Origin of the sequence: Stenotrophomonas sp. PS02300 (assembly GCF_029959395.1) — a bacterium.
Taxonomy (GTDB): Bacteria; Pseudomonadota; Gammaproteobacteria; order Xanthomonadales; family Xanthomonadaceae; genus Stenotrophomonas; species Stenotrophomonas maltophilia_AD.
The window spans coordinates 1-15,919 of record NZ_JASCOP010000099.1; the positions used below are offsets into that span (position 1 = coordinate 1).

The 15,919-nt window shown below is 66.7% G+C and carries 21 protein-coding genes; 8 read left to right on the forward strand and 13 right to left on the reverse strand.

Annotation, left to right across the window (positions count from 1 at the left end; genetic code table 11):
- Positions 1-461: 461 nt before the first annotated feature.
- From QMX79_RS15645 to QMX79_RS15665, 5 genes are read right to left on the reverse strand one after another with little or no spacing between them, the layout of a single operon-like run.
- Positions 462-947 carry a hypothetical protein gene (locus QMX79_RS15645; protein ID WP_282247548.1) on the reverse strand — a complete coding sequence of 162 codons (486 nt, stop codon included), beginning with the start codon at positions 945-947 and terminating at the stop codon, positions 462-464.
- Between the two features lie 48 nt (positions 948-995).
- Positions 996-1,256, reverse strand: a complete 261-nt coding sequence (gene minE, locus QMX79_RS15650) for a cell division topological specificity factor MinE (RefSeq protein WP_068850125.1) — start codon at positions 1,254-1,256, stop codon at positions 996-998.
- A gap of 2 nt (positions 1,257-1,258) precedes the next feature.
- Complete coding sequence (gene minD, locus QMX79_RS15655) at positions 1,259-2,068, reverse strand: septum site-determining protein MinD (protein WP_184125282.1); 810 nt, start codon at positions 2,066-2,068, stop codon at positions 1,259-1,261.
- 35 nt (positions 2,069-2,103) lie between these two features.
- On the reverse strand, positions 2,104-2,874 hold the full coding sequence (gene minC, locus QMX79_RS15660) for a septum site-determining protein MinC (protein ID WP_282247549.1): 771 nt from the start codon (positions 2,872-2,874) through the stop codon (positions 2,104-2,106).
- 13 nt (positions 2,875-2,887) lie between these two features.
- The gene (locus QMX79_RS15665; protein WP_095363412.1) at positions 2,888-3,484 is read right to left on the reverse strand and encodes a GNAT family N-acetyltransferase; all 597 of its coding nucleotides are present in this window, start codon (positions 3,482-3,484) and stop codon (positions 2,888-2,890) included.
- A gap of 195 nt (positions 3,485-3,679) precedes the next feature.
- Between QMX79_RS15665 and QMX79_RS15670 the strand changes: the two genes are divergently transcribed.
- The 6 genes from QMX79_RS15670 (at position 3,680) to QMX79_RS15695 (ending at position 8,284) form a co-directional block, all read left to right on the forward strand.
- The gene (locus QMX79_RS15670) at positions 3,680-3,868 is read left to right on the forward strand and encodes a hypothetical protein (RefSeq protein WP_282247550.1); all 189 of its coding nucleotides are present in this window, start codon (positions 3,680-3,682) and stop codon (positions 3,866-3,868) included.
- A 110-nt stretch (positions 3,869-3,978) separates the two neighbouring features.
- On the forward strand, positions 3,979-5,160 hold the full coding sequence (locus QMX79_RS15675) for a sensor histidine kinase (RefSeq protein WP_282247551.1): 1,182 nt from the start codon (positions 3,979-3,981) through the stop codon (positions 5,158-5,160).
- Positions 5,161-5,170: 10 nt separating this feature from the next.
- A complete protein-coding gene (locus QMX79_RS15680; protein WP_068850140.1) occupies positions 5,171-5,812 on the forward strand; it encodes a response regulator transcription factor in 642 nt (213 codons plus the stop codon).
- 264 nt (positions 5,813-6,076) lie between these two features.
- Entirely contained in the window at positions 6,077-7,156 is a 1,080-nt protein-coding gene (locus tag QMX79_RS15685) for an SRPBCC family protein (RefSeq protein ID WP_282247552.1), read from the forward strand.
- An 80-nt stretch (positions 7,157-7,236) separates the two neighbouring features.
- Positions 7,237-7,608: a DUF423 domain-containing protein gene (locus QMX79_RS15690; protein ID WP_282247553.1), complete on the forward strand. Its 372-nt coding sequence runs from the start codon at positions 7,237-7,239 to the stop codon at positions 7,606-7,608.
- 1 nt (position 7,609) lies between these two features.
- Entirely contained in the window at positions 7,610-8,284 is a 675-nt protein-coding gene (locus QMX79_RS15695; RefSeq protein ID WP_282247554.1) for a DNA-3-methyladenine glycosylase, read from the forward strand.
- Between the two features lie 140 nt (positions 8,285-8,424).
- On the opposite strand, the gene QMX79_RS15700 is transcribed toward QMX79_RS15695, so the two are convergent.
- The 6 genes from QMX79_RS15700 to QMX79_RS15725 form a co-directional block, all read right to left on the reverse strand.
- Positions 8,425-8,832, reverse strand: coding sequence for a hypothetical protein (locus tag QMX79_RS15700; RefSeq protein WP_282247555.1), 408 nt, complete (start codon positions 8,830-8,832; stop codon positions 8,425-8,427).
- Positions 8,833-9,030: 198 nt separating this feature from the next.
- Positions 9,031-9,834 (reverse strand): M15 family metallopeptidase, encoded by an 804-nt coding sequence (locus QMX79_RS15705; RefSeq protein WP_282247556.1) that lies wholly within the window; start codon positions 9,832-9,834, stop codon positions 9,031-9,033.
- A 9-nt stretch (positions 9,835-9,843) separates the two neighbouring features.
- The gene (locus tag QMX79_RS15710; protein ID WP_282247557.1) at positions 9,844-10,377 is read right to left on the reverse strand and encodes a PH domain-containing protein; all 534 of its coding nucleotides are present in this window, start codon (positions 10,375-10,377) and stop codon (positions 9,844-9,846) included.
- 1 nt (position 10,378) lies between these two features.
- On the reverse strand, positions 10,379-10,555 hold the full coding sequence (locus tag QMX79_RS15715; RefSeq protein WP_282247559.1) for a DUF4177 domain-containing protein: 177 nt from the start codon (positions 10,553-10,555) through the stop codon (positions 10,379-10,381).
- Positions 10,552-10,731, reverse strand: coding sequence for an Arc family DNA binding domain-containing protein (locus QMX79_RS15720; RefSeq protein ID WP_282247560.1), 180 nt, complete (start codon positions 10,729-10,731; stop codon positions 10,552-10,554). The genes QMX79_RS15715 and QMX79_RS15720 overlap by 4 nt, the downstream gene beginning before the upstream one ends.
- Positions 10,732-10,733: 2 nt before the next feature.
- Positions 10,734-11,603, reverse strand: coding sequence for an SPFH domain-containing protein (locus QMX79_RS15725; RefSeq protein ID WP_282247561.1), 870 nt, complete (start codon positions 11,601-11,603; stop codon positions 10,734-10,736).
- 113 nt (positions 11,604-11,716) lie between these two features.
- Here QMX79_RS15725 and purT point away from each other — a divergent pair, with 113 nt between their 5' ends.
- Positions 11,717-12,904, forward strand: coding sequence for a formate-dependent phosphoribosylglycinamide formyltransferase (purT, locus tag QMX79_RS15730; RefSeq protein ID WP_282247562.1), 1,188 nt, complete (start codon positions 11,717-11,719; stop codon positions 12,902-12,904).
- A gap of 173 nt (positions 12,905-13,077) precedes the next feature.
- On the opposite strand, the gene QMX79_RS15735 is transcribed toward purT, so the two are convergent.
- On the reverse strand, positions 13,078-14,283 hold the full coding sequence (locus tag QMX79_RS15735) for an endonuclease/exonuclease/phosphatase family protein (RefSeq protein ID WP_282247564.1): 1,206 nt from the start codon (positions 14,281-14,283) through the stop codon (positions 13,078-13,080).
- Positions 14,284-14,320: 37 nt separating this feature from the next.
- Positions 14,321-15,076 carry an arginyltransferase gene (locus tag QMX79_RS15740; protein WP_282247565.1) on the reverse strand — a complete coding sequence of 252 codons (756 nt, stop codon included), beginning with the start codon at positions 15,074-15,076 and terminating at the stop codon, positions 14,321-14,323.
- A gap of 155 nt (positions 15,077-15,231) precedes the next feature.
- Here QMX79_RS15740 and QMX79_RS15745 point away from each other — a divergent pair, with 155 nt between their 5' ends.
- Complete coding sequence (locus QMX79_RS15745) at positions 15,232-15,813, forward strand: EF-hand domain-containing protein (protein ID WP_282247566.1); 582 nt, start codon at positions 15,232-15,234, stop codon at positions 15,811-15,813.
- Positions 15,814-15,919 lie beyond the last annotated feature (106 nt).

Below are 15,919 nucleotides of genomic sequence, written 5' to 3' on the forward strand. Positions count from 1 at the left end.
GGGCACGCGTGAACCCATCCATGGGGCTTATCGCAGCATCCATGCTGCTCAAAGCCCCGCTACCCCCTCCACCCCGCTCCCCCAGACGGTCATGCGTCGACGGACAGGAAGTCAAAGGCAGATAGTGGTAGGTCGATCGAATTGTTCCGCCGTAGAGCCACGCCCTGCGTGGCTGAGCCGCACACGCGAATGTGCCGGCTAGCGAGAAGTTTTTGATTTCGCTTCCGGTCGTCGCAGAGAACTGAGGGGGCGAGGGCGGGGATGCCCTGGCCGGACTTTGAGCGGCATGGGTCGGGCGTATACGCCCGACGGGTTGGGCAGGAGCCCAACCCCGGTCTTGCCGTGTGCGCAGGACAGCGCACACGCGCAAGCCGCGATAAGCCCCATGGATGGGTTCACGCGTGTCCGGCCAGGGCATCCCCGTCCTCGCCCCGCGCGGGAACAACCGAACAGCCAGCGCTCTACGCGGCGAGGAGTCCGCGTTCGATCAACCAGGCCCGGGCATCTTCTGCATCCTGCTCGAACCACGCCTGTGTTGAACCCAAGCGATAGGTGTAACCCCAGGCATCCATGTCGGCCATCAGCTGCGCGCTGCCTACGCCCGGCAACTGTCCGGCCAGCACGATCTGCAGATAGCAGGTGGCGTCTTCTTCGGGAACCGAATCGGTCGCGTCGGTGTGCACCAGCGCGCGGCGTTCGGGTGGCAGCACGATCAGGTGGCAGGCCTCGTGCAGCATCGAGTGCACCGGCGTGTCGTTACGTACATAGACGTCGCTGGCGATGATGCCCGCTTCGGGCTCGCCCCAGTAACTGCCGGGAATCGGCGCGCCATCGGCCACGTGGTGCAGCTGCAGCGCGTGGCGGGCCAGCAGTGCCGCGGCATCCTCGAAGGCGATGTCGCCCACCCGGGTGACCTGTGGTTCTGCTTCGGCGGCGGCGGTGTTCATGGCGTGTGCGTCCTGCGCCCCTTCCCGGTGGGGAAGGGGCCTTTACGGTCAGGGCTGCTGCGGGCCTTCCGGCAGCGCCACCGAAATGTCCAGCACGTCGTGCTCGCCGTCCTTGACCAGGTCAACCTTGACCGCGTCCGCGTCGATGTTCACGTACTTCTTGATCACTTCCAGCAGCTCGCGCTGCAGCAGCGGCAGGTAATCCGGGCCGCCGCGGTGGCTGCGTTCCTGCGCGATGATGATCTGCAGGCGGTTCTTGGCCGTTTCGGCGGTGGTCTTCTTCGTCTTGAGGAAATCGAACAGGCCCATGCTTACCCTCCGAACAGCTTGCTGAAGAAGCCCTTCTTCTCAACAACGGTGAAGCGCATCGGGCGCTCTTCGCCGAGGATGCGGGCCACCGCATCATCGTATGCCTGGCCTGCGGGCGATTCTGCATCCAGGATCACCGGCTCGCCCTTGTTGGACGCGTTCAGCACATCACCCGATTCCGGGATCACGCCGATCGCCTTCAGCCCCAGCACCTCTTCCACGTCCGTGATGCTCAGCATCTCGCCCGACTCAACCCGGACCGGGCTGTAGCGGGTCAACAGCAGAAAGGCCGGCACGTTCTGGCCCGATTCGGCCTTGTGCGTCTTCGAATCCAGCAGGCCGATGATGCGGTCCGAGTCGCGTACCGACGACACTTCCGGGTTTACCACCACCACCGCGCGGTCGGCGAAGTACATCGCCAGGAACGCACCCTTTTCGATGCCCGCCGGCGAATCGCAGATGATGTAATCGAAGCCGTCCGCCGCCAGGTCCTTCAGCACCTTGCCCACGCCTTCCTGGGTCAGCGCATCCTTGTCGCGCGTCTGCGATGCCGCCAGCACGTACAGGTTGTCGAAACGCTTGTCCTTGATCAGGGCCTGCTTGAGCGTGGCCTCGCCGTGCACGACATTCACGAAGTCGTACACCACGCGCCGCTCGCAGCCCATGATCAGGTCGAGGTTGCGCAGGCCGACGTCGAAGTCGATCACCGCCACCTTCTTGCCCCTGCGCGCAAGGCCGCAGGCAAGGCTTGCGCTGGAAGTGGTCTTGCCGACGCCGCCCTTGCCGGAGGTGACTACGATGATTTCAGCCAAAGGACTTCTCCTGATGATTCAGTTGGGTTGCCGCGTCAGTCCAGCGCAGCGATCTTGATCTGGTCCTGTTCCAGCCACACCTGCACGGCCTTGCCGCGCAGGTTGTCCGGGACATCGTCCAGTACCTTGTAATGGCCGGCAATGGCGACCAGTTCAGCGTGGAAGTCACGGCAGAAAATGCGCGCCGTGGTGTTGCCCTGGGCACCTGCCAGGGCACGGCCCCGCAGCGTACCGTAAATATGGATGCTGCCATCGGCGATCACCTCGGCGCCCGCGCCGACCGTGGCCATCACCGTCAGGTCGCAGTTCTCCGCATACAGCTGCTGGCCCGAACGCACGTTGCTGGTCTGCATGCGGCCCGGCTTGGGCGCGTTGCCCGCGTCCACCGCCGCGGCCGGGGCCGGTGCGGCCGCACGCGCGCGGCGTGCCGGTTCCGGGGCCGCTGCAACGGGCGCAGGTGCCGGCTCGGCCTCGGCGCGCTCGTACTGGGCGCGGAACTTGGCCAGCAGCGGCAGCCCCAGCTGCTGCGAGAGCAGGTCGGTTTCGTTGCTGCCGTAAGCCAGCGCCACCGGCAGCACGCCGGCGCTGCGCAGGCCATCCAGTAGTGCCTGGGCCGTGGCCACGTCGGGCATCTGGCTCAGGCCGCCGAAGTCCAGGATCACCGCCGCGCGGCCGAACAGCTTCGGCGCGCGGGCCACGCGGTCGTGCATTTCGCGGGTGAGACGTTCCACATCGAGGGTGCGGATGCGCAGGTTGGCGATGCCTACCTGGCCGATCTTCAGTTCACCGGCCTGTTCAAAATCCATGTTCGCCGCCACCTCAGGTCCCCGTCGGTCGATGCGCGCGCAGCGGCTCGCGACGATGGCCCACCCAGGGCACGTCCGGCAGCGCGTCGCCGTAGGTGTCGTGCACCCACTGGTAACTGCACAGGTCCTTGAGCAGCATGCTGGCCCGCACATCCACGTGCGGCATGTTGTTCTGCCCGACCTCGCGGAAGCCGAAGCTGCCGTGGAACAGCAGCGCCGCATCGGCGCCATGGTCCAGGAACACCTCGCAGGTCAGCTGCGGGTAGCGCAGCTCGGCGTAGCTCTGGGCATCGGCGTAGAACGCGCGGCCCACGCCACCGCCACGGCGGCGGCTGGCCACCACGATGCGGTCGATGTAGAAGAATTTGCTGGTCAGGTGCTGCTTGAACCAGGCGAAGTTGCTGCTGTCGTGCTGGCTGTCGCTGCCGAAACCGATCAGGAAGCCGGCCAGGTTGCCGTCGCGCTCGGCGACGCGGAAATATTCAGCGGTTTCATAGAACAGGCGCAGGCGGGCAGCATCCAGCGGAAGGATGGCCAGACCGGCATTGTTGTTCAGGGCCAGGACGGAATCGAGCTCGTGCTCGCGCACGTCGCGGATGACAATCGACATTGTGACTCCGTGGGGTAACGCGGTTGGCCCGTCTAGGGGCCCTCGTTGGATTATTGCACGGGTAGGCTTGGACGCGCGCACCGTCGTTCGTTGAGGCGTCACCCAGGCCGTGGTATAAGCGACGTGCACCCGGTGCCGGAGAGGTGCCGGTGCGATCTGGATTCATTAACTAAATCAAAGGACGATTTTATCAATATGAACACGATCAACTCCACCACCCGCGGCCTTCGCGAAATGACCGCGGAGCAGGTCCAGCTCGTCTCGGGCGGCAAGGCCGACTTCTCCGGCGTAACCGCCACGGTGGATACCACCGCCGAGAAGGTCAGCGACTCCTGCGTGCGCTCGTCGAGCATGATGCCCTACTTCAGCTTCGCCTGCCTGTAGTCGAAAGCCGGGGAGGGTGCCGTACCCGGCGCCCTCCCTGTCGTCATCGCGCATTGCGCGGGCATGACTTTCGGGGCTTGGGGCGGCCGGCGGAAAGGCTACGATGGGGCATGCTGGCCCAACTCAATCACAATGCAATGTTGCGCTACTCCGGGCTGTTCACCTGGGGAACGGTCGGCCTGTGGCTGGCCATCTACCTGATTGATCCGGTATCGCTGACCCTGGAGAACCTGGACCAGTCCATCATCCCCTGGGCGTCGGCCTACCTCACCTTTGGAGGCGTCTATTGGGTGCTGACGCGCGACCTGGGCGAGAGCCGCCCGGGCATCTTCGACCACGCCGCGCTGGTCCTGCTGACCGCCTGTGCCATCGGCGTCAGCTATTTTTCCGGCACTGCGCTCGGGAGCATCCTGCTGATGGTCGTGGCCGGGCTGCTGCCGTGGCTGCTCGGCCCGCGGGTCGGCCTGCTGTGGCTGGTGGCCAGCAACCTGGCGGTACTGCCGGTGTACATCAAACCGCTGGGCTTCCCGCCGCTGATCGGGCTGCTCCAGGCGATGGGGTACATGGGCTTTTCCAGCTTCGTGTTCGTGATCGCGCTGGTGGCCCGGCGGCAGGCCGAGGCCCGCGATGAGCAGCGTCGGCTCAATGCCGAACTGCGCGCCACCCGCGCCCTGCTGGCCGAAAGTGCCCGTGTCAACGAGCGCACCCGGATCTCCCGCGAGCTGCACGACCTGCTGGGGCATCAATTGACGGCGCTGGCGCTGAACCTGGAAGTGGCCGGGCACCTGGCCGAAGGGCGGGCGCTTGAGCACGTCAAACGTTCGCATGCGCTGGCAAAGCTGTTGCTCGGCAACGTCCGGGAAGTGGTCAGCCAGCTGCGCGAGACCGGGGCCATCGACCTGGCCGCGGCATTGCGCCCACTGACAGAGAACGTTCCTTCGCTGGACATCCATCTGGAGATCGAGGAGCCGCTCAGCGTCGAAGACCCGCAACGGGCCCACGTCCTGTTGCGCTGCACCCAGGAGATCATCACCAATACCGTCCGGCATGCGGCGGCCCGGCACCTGTGGATACGGGTCTGGCGTGAAGACCCCAACGTGCTGGTGGTGGAGGCGCGCGATGATGGTGTCGGTGCCGAGGCGGTGAACGTGGGCAACGGATTGCGCGGAATGCGTGAACGTCTGGAACAATGCGGCGGTACGCTGCAGATTGATAGCCGCCGGGGCGAGGGCTTCTGCCTGCGCGCTTCGGTCCCCGGTGCGCCAGAGCTGCAGCTGGCCTCCGTATGTTGAGGAGTTCTGGATGATTCGCGTCTGCCTGGTCGACGACCAAACCCTGGTGCGGCAGGGAATCCGCTCGCTGCTCGCCCTGGATGACGGGATCGAAGTGGTGGCCGAAGCCGCCGATGGCCGCCAGGCCGTCGAGGTGGTGCCGCAGATCCGCCCCGACGTGGTGCTGATGGACATGCGCATGCCGGTGATGTCCGGGCTGGAGGCGCTGCAGTCGCTGTCGCGGCTGGGCCAGCTGCCGCCGACCATCATCCTCACCACCTTCGACGACGACCAGCTGGTGCTGGCCGGGCTCAAGGCCGGCGCCAAGGGCTACCTGCTCAAGGACGTGACCCTGGAACAGCTGGTCGGTGCCATCCGTACCGTGGCCGATGGCGGCTCGCTGGTGCAGCCGGCCGTCACCCAGCGCCTGCTGTCGGGGCTGGAGCACATGCGCAACGAGTTCGTGAGCCTGGACCGGCCCGACCCGCTCACCGACCGCGAGACCGAGATCCTGCGGCTGATGGCCAGCGGGTTCTCCAACAAGGAGATCGCCAATTCGCTGGGCGTGGCCGAAGGCACCATCAAGAACCACGTCTCCAACATCCTGTCCAAGCTGGGCGTGCGCGACCGCACCCGGGCCGTGCTGAAGGCATTCGAGCTGCAACTGGTGTGAACATGAACGCCAGTTGAAAGCCTTGTGTGGCAAGGCCTGCGGCGGTCGTCGCAGGCCACCTTGCCGAAACCGGCAAATAAATATGGCCAACGGCCACATGCTGGCCCGCGCGATGCGCTATCTTTCCGCTCCTTGTCTATTCAAAACCGCTGCCGGTATGGAAACCGGTGCGCCAATCCTGATCAACAACACCCGCGAAGCCTGCTAGGATTGGCGCTTCGCTTCAATCAACCCGGCCGTGGGATCGGCCCCGGAGACTCCTGAATGACCCGTATTATCGAGTTCCTGATCGCCTTGGGGATCGTGGCTGGCCTGTTCGTCATCATTGGCGTTGTGCTGCCGGGCGAGCGTCACATTACCGAAAGCATCGAGACCAACCGCAAGATGACGATCGTGTACGACACGGTCAACAGCCTGCGCCGCTTCAAGGACTGGAACCCGCTTGTCCTGCGCGATCCCGCCATTGAACTGAAGCATTCCGGCCCCGCCTCCGGCGTGGGTGCCCGCCTGGACTATTCCTCCAAGGAATCGTCGCTGGGCCAGGGCAGCTGGGAAATCACCGAGTCCGAGCCGAACAAGCGCGTGGCCATCGCCATCGAGAACCCGACCAAGGGCCACGACAAGAAGACCAGCTTCACGCTTGAGCCGACCGGCAAGGGTGGCCGCAACGTCAAGATCACCCAGGACTACAGCATCAAGTACGGCTGGAACCTGTTTGGTCGTTACGCGGGCCTGTACGTCAGCCGTCACGTCGGTGACGACCTGAAGCTGGGTCTGTCGCGCATGGCCAACATGCTGGCCACCGTGCCGAACATCGACTACCGCACCGCCGAAGCCCCGCTGGTCGACCTGGCCATCATCGATGCCCCGGCCGAAGACCTGCTGGTCGTCACCGCCGGTAACGTCGATCGCGGCGAAGCGACCATCACCAAGTCCATCAAGGACAACCAGGAGTGGATCAAGCGCGTGATGGAGGCCAATGACCTCGAAGCCGCCGGTCCGTTCCGCATCATCACCACTGACTTCGGTCAGGAAAAGTACGCCTTCGACGTGGCCCAGCCGGTCAAGAAGAAGGGTACGGCAGGCGCTTCGGCTGAAGCCCTGACGGTGAAGATCGATGGTGGCGCCCCGGTCAAGTACGTGCACGTTGCCCCGCACCGTACCGCCCACGCCAAGTACACCGGCCACATGGCTGGCCTGGACATCGCCCGCAACGCACTGCGTGCCTGGGCTGTCACGGGTGGCAACGAAGTGATCGATCGTCCGTACGAAGCCTGGAACGGCGGCTTGGAAAAGTCGTTCACCCAGGACGGTACGTACGACATCTACTGGGCCGTCAAGTAAACCGACGGTTGCCACGGATGTAACGTAGAACAGAAAACGCGCCGCTTCCTGCGGCGCGTTTTTTTTTGGAGGATGCAGCCATGCTCAACCTGGAACGACGCGCGCGTAAACCTTCGCTGCTGGCCTGCCTGGGCGGCCTGCTGGCGGCCACGGCGGTAGGCCTGTCGGCCTATGCCTCGCACGGCATCGCCGAACCGCTGGCGCAGTCGCACGTGAACACCGCCGCGCTGTTCGCGTTCGGGCATGGCGTGGCGTTGGCGGTGCTGGGCCCCACCCAGCAGAACAGCGTGGGCAAGCTCGCGCTGTACGTGCTGCTGCTGGGCACGCTGCTGTTCTCGGGCAGCCTGGTGGCTGGCGCGTTGTGGCAGTTCCGCACCGGGCTGGCCCCGGTGGGCGGCACGGCATTGATGGTCGGTTGGGTGGTGTACGGGCTCAACGCCCTGAGGCGCTGAGATGCCGCGCTTCCGCCGCGGCTTCGATGTACAGGAGGCGCACGACTGGCTGTCGCGGCGCGACCGCCGGCTGGGCACCTGGATGAAGCGGCTCGGGCCGGTGGAGGCACCGCCCGGCTGGGCGCGCAGCTTCGACCCGGTCGATGCGCTGGCCCGCGCGATCCTGTTCCAGCAGCTCAGCGGCAAGGCCGCCTCGACCATCGTGGGCCGGGTGGAGGCCGCCATCGGCAGCACCCGCCTGCACGCCGACACCCTGGCGCGGATCGACGATCCCGGCCTGCGCACCTGCGGCGTCTCCGGCAACAAGGCGCTGGCCCTGCGTGACCTGGCCCGGCGCGAAGCGGCCGGCGAGATTCCCGACCTGCGACGGATGTCGGTGATGCCGCACGACGCGATCATCGACGCACTGGTGCCGATCCGCGGCATCGGCCGCTGGACGGTGGAAATGATGCTGATGTTCCGGCTCGGTCGTCCCGACATCCTGCCGATCGACGACCTGGGCGTGCGCAAGGGCGCCCAGCGGGTGGACAAGGCCGAGCTGATGCCGACCCCCAAGGAGCTGGCCGCCCGCGGCGAAAAGTGGGGCCCGTTCCGGACCTACGCCAGCCTGTACCTGTGGCGCATCGCCGATTTCACCGAAAGCCCCAAAGCCAGCACCAACCGCTCGCAGGATTGATCTGTCCGCCCACGGACCTACGCCGCGCACGGACAATCGTCACGCACGGACAATCGTCACGCACGGACAATCGCCGCGTAGGGACACGCCATGCGTGTCCACGGAATGCCGACCGAAGCCCAGCCACGCAGGGCGTGGCTCTACAGCGCCGTCTGCTCCAGCTTCGGCGCAAACGCAGGGTCATCACTGATGCGCGGGCGCGGCGGGCGACTGCGCACGTCGCGCAGATGGCGGTGATAACGGAAGGTGGCGAGGGTGCCGCGAATGCTGACGAAGGTGAGCACGGCCGTAAACCCGACCCCGGTCAGGGTGCCCTGGCCATTGGCGATGTTGACCAGCGTGCCCAGTGCACCCAGTCCGCACATCGCCACGGCCACGCAGGCCGCGGCGCGGCTGCGTTTGTATACCCCGAAGGCGGTAAGGGCGTAGAAGGCGAACGACACGCCCAGCACCACCGCCAGGAACGTGTTTGCGCGGACATCGGTAAACAGCAGTACGGCCCCACCGAAGCCGGTGAGCACGGCCCCCACCGCAAGCAGTATCCACATGTGCCTGATCGGGCTGAGGATCTCTTGCGGGGCCTCGTCACGGCGGTCAGCACGTGTCGTGCGAGACGTAACCCGGCTGGCCTGGTACGGGCTCTGGTCTTCCATGACGCGCTCTCCCCCTGGATGATGCGCGAAGCTTAACGGCAGATGTACCGATTGTGTAGAGCCACGCCCTGCGTGGCTGCGCCCGGGTCCGGATCAGTGCGGGCGCCAGCACCAATGCCATGGCTCATACACGATGCCGTGGGGGTTCTCGCGCGGATAACTCAGGTGGAAGCCGTAGCCGCCCGCGTGCTCCAGCAGCCACGCGAATGCCGCAGTTTCCTCGAAGCTCTCCTCCGCGGCCGGTTCCCCGGGGCTGCTGACATCCAGCGCACGCCCGCTGTGGTGTTCGCTGTACCCCGGCGCGGCGTTGACCTGCAGGATCGCATCCACGTCCAGCCCGCGCGCGCGTTTGCGCGCGAAGATGCCCAGCTGGTAATCGTGGCTGCGGTAGCCCGAAATGGCCTCCAGCACGATCCCCTCGCGCGCGGCCTGCTGCTGCATGCGCTGCCAGGCGCGCGCGGCGTCCTGCTGCAGCCACAGCGGCCGGCGGTAACGGTCGAATCCGGCCAGCGCCAGCCGTTCCGGTTCGGCTTCCAGCGCCAGCGCGGTGTCCTGCTCATAGCGCGCCGCATCGATGCCCAGCTGTTCCAGCCGATCCTGCAGTCCACTCAGTGGCAGCAGGGCATCGGCCGCATGCGTGCGCTGCGTGCCATGCAGCGCCAGGTCCAGGGCATCGAGTGCTTCCTCGATGCCCGGCTCGCGCATCAGGTGCGGCACCAGCGGCAGCAGGCCGTGCGCGGTGGCGGCGGCCAGGTACTGCCCATCACGCTTGCGCCGCAGCACCCAGCGGGCCCGCGCCAGCGCCCGTGCATCGGCGTTGCTGCGCGCACGCAGCAGGCCGCCGGGCCACAGTTCGATGTCGGCGGTGTTGATCAGCAGGGCAGGGTAGCGGCGCATGCCCCCAGCTTAGCGCGTGGCCTGCGCGTTCAGCGCATCCAGCAGGGCCCTGGGCTGTTCCGGGCTGAGCAGCAGCACGCTGTCATCGCGCAGCGGCAGGTACAGCACGCGGCTGGCGTCGGTGATCAGGCAGAACGCCTTGCGCCGGCCGCCCATGCGGTAGTGGCCGGACTGGAAGCCGGGCACGCCATAGCCGTTGATCTTCAAGCCGGGCTTGAACTCGGTGTGCTCGGCCAGGTCCACGATGCGCGCCTTGTCCAGCTGCAGCGAGGCCACCGCGGTGCGGCGGCGGTAGAACGTGGAGGTGACCACCAGTTCGCCGTGCTGCAGCTGGATGCGGCGGCGGAAGAAGCCCCAGCTCAGCACGGCGGTGACCAGCAGCAGGAACGGCACCGTGTAGCCGAGTTCCATCGGCGTGCGCTGTGCGTGCTGCAGCGTGGTGGCGGTGATCAGCACGGCGATGCCCAGCATCGGCACCCACAACCACAGCAGGCGCCAGATCGGCGCAGGCGCGACGGCGAACTCGGTGGGCGTGGCTGCCATCTCACAGCTCCTTTTTGAAGAACAGCAGTGCCGAACCCATCTGCAGGGTCAGCACCACGTTGACCAGTTCCCAGCCAAGCTGGCCGTGGCGGTTCATCTCGGCCTGCATTTCGTCGGGTTTCAGGCCGGTCCAGCCCGGCTTGATTTCAACGGTCAGATAGCTCCAGCGCTTGCTCATTCCTTGCTCTCCGGGTCCTGTTTGGGTTTGGGAAGGCGTCCCGCCTTGCGCAGTGCGTCGCGCAGCACGTACTCGATCTGCGCGTTGAGGCTGCGCAGCTCGTCGTCGGCCCAGCGCTGCGCCGCTGCCAGCACGTCGGCATTGATACGCAGCGGGTAGGCTTTCTTTTCACTCATGCTCAGTACAACGAGCCGGCGTTGACGATCGGCTGGGTGCCGCGGTCCGAGCACAGCACGGTGAGCAGGTTGCCCACCATCTGCGCCTTGCGCTCCTCATCCAGCTGCACCACGTTGTTCTTCTGCAGTTCGGCCAGCGCCATTTCGACCATGCCCACCGCACCGGCCACGATCCGCGTGCGCGCGGCAATCACCGCGTTGGCCTGCTGGCGCTGCAGCATCGCCTGGGCGATTTCCGGGGCATAGGCCAGGTGGCTGATGCGCGCGTCGAGCACCTGCACGCCGGCATCGGCCAGGCGTTCGGCCAGTTCGTCCTTGAGGTGCTGGGAGATTTCAGCGGCGTGGCTGCGCAGCGACAGCTGGCCGTCTTCGTGCTGGTCGTAGGGGTAGCTGGTGGCCATCGCGCGCAGCGCCGATTCGGACTGGATGTGCACGAAGCTTTCGTAGTCGTCCACGTTGTAGACCGCCTCGGAGGCGTCCACCACCTGCCAGACGATCACCGCGGCGATCTCGATCGGGCTGCCATCGAGCTCATTGACCTTGAGCTTGCCGCTTTCGAAGTTGCGCACGCGCTGGCTGACCTTCTTCTTGCTGAAGAACGGGTTGTTCCAGCGCAGGCCGTTGTCCTTGACGGTACCGATGTACTTGCCGAACAGGCTCAGTACGGCGGCCTGGTTGGGCTGCACGGTGTACAGGCCCACCAGGCTGAACAGGGAGACGAAGCCCAGCACCAGGCTGCCCAGCACCAGCCCCAGGTTCACGTTGCCGCGCTCCACGCCTGAGAAGAACAGCCACGCCGCCACGGCCAGCAGGACGAGGACGCCCAGCAGGAAGGGCAGGCCGGAGAGCGAGCGGACGGGCTTTTCTTTCATGGTGGGCATCCTTTGCGGGCGGGTTTGGAATAGTGATATCAAATTGATATCACGTCTGCAAGGCCCCCATCCCATAAAATGGCGGCCCCGCCTCTGATGTCCGGAATATCGCCATGATCACGCTCGGCACGCCGCTGTCCCCCTCCGCCACCCGTGTCCTGCTGCTGGGCTCGGGCGAACTGGGCAAGGAGGTCGCCATCGAGCTGCAGCGGCTGGGGGTGGAGGTGATCGCCGCCGACCGCTATGCCAATGCCCCGGCCATGCAGGTGGCGCACCGGTCGCACGTGATCGACATGCTCGATGCGATGGCGCTGCGCGCCCTGATCGCCGAGGAAAAGCCGCACCTGATCGTGCCCGAGATCGAAGCCATCCACACCGAAACCCTGGTCCAGCTGGAGCAGGAAACCGGCCAGCGGGTGGTGCCCACCGCGCGCGCCGCGCGCCTGACCATGGACCGTGAAGGCATCCGCCGCCTGGCCGCCGAAACCCTGGGCCTGCCGACCTCGCCGTACCGCTTCGTGGACACCGAGGCCGAGTACCGCGCGGCCGTGGCGGCGATCGGGCTACCGTGCGTGGTCAAGCCGGTGATGTCCTCTTCGGGCAAGGGCCAGAGCACGCTGCGCAGCGAGGCCGACATCGCAGCGGCCTGGGAATACGCGCAGACCGGCGGCCGTGCCGGTGCCGGCCGCTGCATCGTGGAAGGCTTCATCGATTTCGATTACGAGATCACCCTGCTGACCGTGCGCCATGCCGGTGGCACCTCGTTCTGCGCGCCGATCGGGCATTGGCAGAAGGACGGCGATTACCGCGAAAGCTGGCAGCCGCAGCCGATGTCGCCGGCCGCGCTGGCGCGTGCGGAAGAGATCTCGCAGGCGATCACTGATGATCTGGGTGGCTGGGGCCTGTTCGGGGTGGAGCTGTTCGTGAAGGGCGACGAGGTGTGGTTCAGCGAAGTCTCGCCGCGCCCGCATGACACCGGTCTGGTCACGCTGGCCTCGCAGGAACTGAGCGAATTCGCGCTGCACGCGCGCGCCATCCTGGGCCTGCCGATCCCGCTGATCCGCCAGAGCGGCCCGTCGGCATCGTGCGCGATGCTGGCGCACGGCGAAGGCGTACCGGTCTTCAGCAACGTCGAAGCTGCGCTGGTAGATCCGGACACGGCGCTGCGCCTGTTCGGCAAGCCCAGCGTGCACGGCCACCGCCGCGTCGGCGTCACCCTGGCGCGCGGCGAAGACATCGACCAGGCGCGGAAGATCGCGCGCGAGGCGGCAGAGGCTATTTCGATCGAGTTGCGCGCGTAAAGCACGGCGCTTTGGTTGTTACGTGCTGGGGCGACCGTCGGGCAGCCCCGCTCCGGGACACGCCGTGAACCCATCCATGGGGGCTGCTAGAAAACATCCATGTTTTCTAGCGTCCCTCCGGGGGCTACCCGCCGGTCGCCCCCGATGGGTCGCGCAGTGCGGACGGAAGAGCGTTACTTCACGTCCACCCATACCAGGTGGTGGTCGCTGCCGTCGGCGATCTTTGCTTCCGGCGTTTCATTCGCCGGCCAGAACACGCCGCTGCCGATGTAGCTGAAGCCGACCGACGGCAGCACGTAATCCAGCCGCATGGTGCCGGATTTCGGGCCGAAATCACCGGTGGCGTGGAACGGTGCGCCACGGCGCACGATGCCCTTTTCGGCGTAGGCCTTGCTGGTCTGCTCGGCGCCCACGCTGCGTGGGGTCGGGTAGCGCAGCACGCGCGCGTTTTCGATCAGTTCGACGATGGCATCGTGGCGGCCATCGCCATCCACCGGGTCGTTGTTGAGGTCGCCCAGGATCACGAAGCGCGCGTCCTGTGCCAGGCCGCCGCAGGTGCCCTTGTCATCGCACAGCCACGGCTTGTCGCCGGCTGACAGGTATTCCCGCCACAGCCGCAGTTCATCGTGGTTGCGTGCCGCGTTGCGCTTTTCCGGGCCGTCGAACACCGGCGGGGTGGGGTGCGAGACCAGCGCATGCACCACGCCGTTGGGCGTGGTTACCGGCACGTCCCAATGCGACTTGGACGACAGCCGAAGCTGCGACCACACGTGGTCGTTGTAGAACGATTTGCCGCTGCGCGGGTCGATCGGGCGCAGCGCGCCGGGCAGGGTGCTCCACTTCAGCAGCTGGAAGCTGCGCACCTTGGCCTCGTCGATCGGGTAACGCGACAGCACCAGCATGCCGTACTGGCCCGGGTGCAGGCCGTAGCCCCAGGCATCGTTGCCGCGGTTGCGGCCGTCGCCGCCGATCTGGCCGTTGTTGTCCAGGTCCAGCCCGCTCTGCACGCCGGTGTTGACCGGGGCCAGGTAGCGGTAGGCGAAGTGCAGCGGCTCACCGCCGCCGGGCTGGGCCACTTCCAGGTAGCGCTGCTGGAACAGGTCGGCGGCGCGGTGGGCGTCGTCGTAGTCGAATTCGTTGAGCAGCACCAGGTCCGGGCGGACCTGCTGCAGCACGGCGGCGATCTTGCGCGCGTGCGCGCTGTCGCCTTCGAGTTCGGCGATCAGCCCGCCGGTCTCGTCGCTGTACAGCGAGGTGTTGTAGGTGGCAATCCGCAGCGGCGCGGGCGTGGACTCCGGCATGGCGGCGGTCTTGGTCGGGGTTTGGGCGCAGGCGCCGCAGAGCAGGGCCAGGGCGAGGATCAGGGGATGGGCTTTCATGCCGCTATTTTGCACGGGCGGGCATTGCAATGGCGGGTCAGATGCCGTCCAGCGCCTCGTCGAACTCGTGCCAGCGGCGGCCGTCGTAGGCCTCCAACGGTCGGAAGCGGCGCTTGTAGTCCATCTTGCGGTGGCCGCGGATCCAGTAGCCCAGGTACAGGTGCGGCAGCTGCTCGCGCCGGGCCCAGGCGATCTGCTGCAGGATCGCGAAGGTGCCCAGCCCACGCTGGGCGTGGTCCGGGTCGAAGAAGGTATAGACCGCCGAGAGGCCCTGCGGGGTGACATCGGTGACCGCCACCGCCAGCAGCGGGCCACGATGGCCATCCTCGGACGGCCCGCGGATTTCCAGGAAGCGGCCCTGCGACCACTGCCCGATCAGGAACTGGTCGAACTCGTGCGGGCCGTGCTCGTCCATGCCGCCCTGGGCGTGGCGATGGGTCAGGTAGCGGTGGTACAGCGCGAACTGCTCATCGGTCTGCTCGGCGGCCACGATGCGCACTTCCAGGTCGTCGTTGCGCGCCAGGCAGCGCCGCTGGCTGCGGTCGGGTGCAAAACGGGCCACCGGCACCCGCACCGACACGCAGGCATGGCAGTTGGCGCAGTGCGGGCGGTAGACCAGGTCGCCGGAGCGGCGGAAGCCCCAGCTGAGCGCCATCGGGTACAGCGTGCCCAGCCGCTGGTCGTGCGGGTCCAGCACCAGGTCGCGCGCAGCCCGCTCCGGCCAGTAGCCACAGGGATGGTCCCCGGTCTGGAACAGGCGCAGCTCGTCGTCGCGGTCGGTGTGGATCGCCATGCCCACAGCATAGCGCCGGGGCGTCGCAGGCGCCGCGACTGTCTGGCGAATGAACACGGCCGGCGGCGCTGTCAACGCGGCCGGCGCCCGCGCGTTTTCTCTCCCGTGGGTGCCAACGCACCACACGAAGCATCCCCCAAACACCGGAGTGACCCATGCGCAACCGCAAACCCCTTCTGCTGCTGGCCCTGCTGATGACCACCGGCGCTGCCGGCCTGGCGGTGGCCGCCGATACCCCGGCCACGCCCACCAAGCCGGCCCGCGCGACGCTGGACACCAATGGCGACGGTTTCGTCGACCGTGCAGAGGCCGCCAAGGCACCGCGCCTGGCCGAAAAGTTCGACAGCCTGGACACCAACAAGGACGGCAAGCTGTCCCGCGAGGAAATGCCGCGCTGGCACGGCAAGCGCCATGGGCGTGGCCCGGGTGGCGGCCATGAGCGCCTGGAGAAGCTGGACGCGAACAAGGATGGCCGGATCAGCCGCGATGAAGCCAAGGCCGACCCGAAGCTGGCCGCGCGCTTCGACCAGATGGACCTCAACAAGGACGGTTACCTGGACAAGGCCGATCGCGAGCTAGGCATGAAGCAGCACCGTGATGCGTGGTTCGCTGCGGCCGATACCAACAAGGACGGCCAGCTGAGCAAGGCCGAATTCGACGCAGCCAAGGGCCCGTTCGGTGGCCCGCGCGGCGAACACCGCGGCGACAAGCCGCCGATGCCGCCGAAGGCAAAGTAACGTAGTGCCGGGCCCTGCCCGGCAACTCAAAAAGCGCCGGTCACCGACCGGCGCTTTTTCATGCGTCAGATCAACCCGCGCTCGCGGGCCACGGTCAGGATCAGGC

Coding starts and splice junctions, on each gene's coding strand:
- QMX79_RS15715 (WP_282247559.1), bottom strand. CDS start 10,555: ATGAGCAAGCGCTGGAGCTATCTGACCGTTGAAATCAAGCCGGGCTGG.
- QMX79_RS15685 (WP_282247552.1), top strand. CDS start 6,077: ATGACCCGTATTATCGAGTTCCTGATCGCCTTGGGGATCGTGGCTGGC.
- QMX79_RS15720 (WP_282247560.1), bottom strand. CDS start 10,731: ATGAGTGAAAAGAAAGCCTACCCGCTGCGTATCAATGCCGACGTGCTG.
- minE (WP_068850125.1), bottom strand. CDS start 1,256: ATGGGCCTGTTCGATTTCCTCAAGACGAAGAAGACCACCGCCGAAACG.
- QMX79_RS15690 (WP_282247553.1), top strand. CDS start 7,237: ATGCTCAACCTGGAACGACGCGCGCGTAAACCTTCGCTGCTGGCCTGC.
- QMX79_RS15725 (WP_282247561.1), bottom strand. CDS start 11,603: ATGAAAGAAAAGCCCGTCCGCTCGCTCTCCGGCCTGCCCTTCCTGCTG.
- QMX79_RS15670 (WP_282247550.1), top strand. CDS start 3,680: ATGAACACGATCAACTCCACCACCCGCGGCCTTCGCGAAATGACCGCG.
- QMX79_RS15735 (WP_282247564.1), bottom strand. CDS start 14,283: ATGAAAGCCCATCCCCTGATCCTCGCCCTGGCCCTGCTCTGCGGCGCC.
- minC (WP_282247549.1), bottom strand. CDS start 2,874: ATGGATTTTGAACAGGCCGGTGAACTGAAGATCGGCCAGGTAGGCATC.
- QMX79_RS15700 (WP_282247555.1), bottom strand. CDS start 8,832: ATGTGGATACTGCTTGCGGTGGGGGCCGTGCTCACCGGCTTCGGTGGG.
- QMX79_RS15645 (WP_282247548.1), bottom strand. CDS start 947: ATGAACACCGCCGCCGCCGAAGCAGAACCACAGGTCACCCGGGTGGGC.
- QMX79_RS15745 (WP_282247566.1), top strand. CDS start 15,232: ATGCGCAACCGCAAACCCCTTCTGCTGCTGGCCCTGCTGATGACCACC.
- QMX79_RS15675 (WP_282247551.1), top strand. CDS start 3,979: ATGCTGGCCCAACTCAATCACAATGCAATGTTGCGCTACTCCGGGCTG.
- QMX79_RS15695 (WP_282247554.1), top strand. CDS start 7,610: ATGCCGCGCTTCCGCCGCGGCTTCGATGTACAGGAGGCGCACGACTGG.
- QMX79_RS15680 (WP_068850140.1), top strand. CDS start 5,171: ATGATTCGCGTCTGCCTGGTCGACGACCAAACCCTGGTGCGGCAGGGA.
- QMX79_RS15705 (WP_282247556.1), bottom strand. CDS start 9,834: ATGCGCCGCTACCCTGCCCTGCTGATCAACACCGCCGACATCGAACTG.
- QMX79_RS15710 (WP_282247557.1), bottom strand. CDS start 10,377: ATGGCAGCCACGCCCACCGAGTTCGCCGTCGCGCCTGCGCCGATCTGG.
- purT (WP_282247562.1), top strand. CDS start 11,717: ATGATCACGCTCGGCACGCCGCTGTCCCCCTCCGCCACCCGTGTCCTG.
- QMX79_RS15740 (WP_282247565.1), bottom strand. CDS start 15,076: ATGGCGATCCACACCGACCGCGACGACGAGCTGCGCCTGTTCCAGACC.
- QMX79_RS15665 (WP_095363412.1), bottom strand. CDS start 3,484: ATGTCGATTGTCATCCGCGACGTGCGCGAGCACGAGCTCGATTCCGTC.